The 1,929-nt window shown below is 37.1% G+C and carries 1 protein-coding gene and 1 pseudogene; both read right to left on the reverse strand.

Features of this window, described 5'->3' with window-relative positions; all coding sequences use genetic code 11:
- Positions 1–304 (reverse strand): annotated as a pseudogene (locus AC1DUW_RS27120) (type I pullulanase); the annotation flags it as partial.
- Between the two features lie 546 nt (positions 305–850).
- Positions 851–1,929, reverse strand: a 1,079-nt coding sequence (locus tag AC1DUW_RS27125) for an AAA family ATPase (RefSeq protein ID WP_477643964.1), incomplete at its 5' end; no start/stop codon positions are given.

The following is a 1,929-nucleotide window of genomic DNA, read 5'->3' on the forward strand; positions in this document are numbered from 1 at the left end:
CTCTATTCCCATTTACAGTCACTGCCCGGACATAGGGATCCACAGCTTCATTCCATACATCGCCCACTTTCACTTTATATGTATAAATCAACCCATCCTGATCACCGGATATTTCAACAGTCCACGTTCCCTTCTCCGAACGCTGCATATCAATTTCTATTCCATCTGTATCATCCCAACGTTTATAAGTAACGAGCTTAGCTTCAGATGAAGTGGGAGCCCATAACCGGAATGAAGTTTTATCTTTTGAATAGGAATTTCCTAAGTCTTTTCCTTCATAGTAATAAAGATTATCCAGTTCTTCAGGGTTTACGAGATGAATATTTGCAATGGGTAGAACATCCGACTTATTATCGAGATCTTTATCATTAGGTGTTTGATTGGTATTTTCCTCTTCAAAATAAAAAATTGAATCTTTAATAGGTCATTCCTCCAATGAAATTCCTATTTCAAAACAGGAATTTATTTCATATTTTTTATTATTTCCTTTTTATGAAGGGTTGCTATCAAAAATCAGTGTGTGACTATCAATATGATTCAAACGTCCTAGCGTATTCAGAGACATATGTTAATAAACTTGATGGATTCATTAATAAATGATAAGTATTTTCACCCGAAATAAGATCAGGAATAATTTAGAATCTCGATGTCCATTTTTTATAGTTAAGTTTATCTATGTTGCTCCAAAAATCATAAACCTGTACCACTTTTACATAAAATTCTACTTCTGTGTAGAATATACCTCTCTTTGTCTTGTAAATATTCCTATTGAAATTATAAACCTTAAAAAGTGATAAAAAAAAATGCCTCCATAACAGTTTTACGGTCTTGGAGGCATTTCTAGTACTCTTTATGGTGTTTTGATTATTTTAACCTGATTATCTTCAACAACTGCCATGAAGTTTTTCACTTCAGGCTGATCAAAGATATAGTCAGTAATGCCATCTTCGAGCTGTTCCTGAAGAACACGTCGGAGCGGTCTTGCCCCGAATGATGGATGATAACCTAACTCGATCAGTCTTTGTTTTGCTTCATCTGTTACGACCAATGATATGTCTTGAGAAGTAAGTGTTTTGTCAAGATCCTGAATCATAATATCAACAATTTGCAAAAGGTCTTCCTTCTTCAGTGCTGAGAATTCAATGATGCTGTCAAATCGGTTCAGGAATTCCGGTTTGAAGAAACTGCCTAATGATTGTAATATAGAAGCTTCATCTACGGCTGTACTTGTTCCGAATCCCATTACTTTTTGTTTTTCCCCGACTCCAGCATTAGATGTCATGATAATGACGGTATCTTTAAAGGTAACAGTACGTCCCTGACTATCAGTTAACCGACCATCTTCTAGAATTTGTAAGAACATGTGCATCACATCTGGATGTGCTTTTTCAATCTCATCCAATAAGATAATACTGTAAGGCTTACGACGAACTTTTTCAGTTAATTGGCCTGCTTCCTCATGTCCTACGTATCCAGGAGGAGAACCAATTAATTTGGAAACGCTATGTTTCTCCATGAATTCACTCATATCAAGGCGAATCATGGCTTCTTTATCACCAAACAATTCCAAAGCAAGGGTTTTCGCTAATTCAGTTTTCCCAACTCCTGTCGGACCAACGAATAGGAAAGAACCAGTGGGACGGTTTTTGGACTTCAAACCGGCACGACTCCTTCGGACGGCCTTCGCAACCTTTCTGACTGCTTCTTCCTGCCCAATTACTTTTTTCATAAGCTCCTCTTGAAGATGAAGCATTCTTTCCTGCTCATCTTCTTGCAGCTTGCCTACAGGGATTCCAGTTTTTTGTTCGATAATCTTTTGGATATCTTCGACAGTGACGTTTGGTTTAACTGAATTTACTCCAGCTTGCAAGGATTTTTCCAGTTTTTCTTCTTCATCCCGAAGTACAGCTGCTTTTTCATAGTCTTCTT

The sequence above is a fragment of the Peribacillus sp. P4_C12 genome (assembly GCF_056402095.1).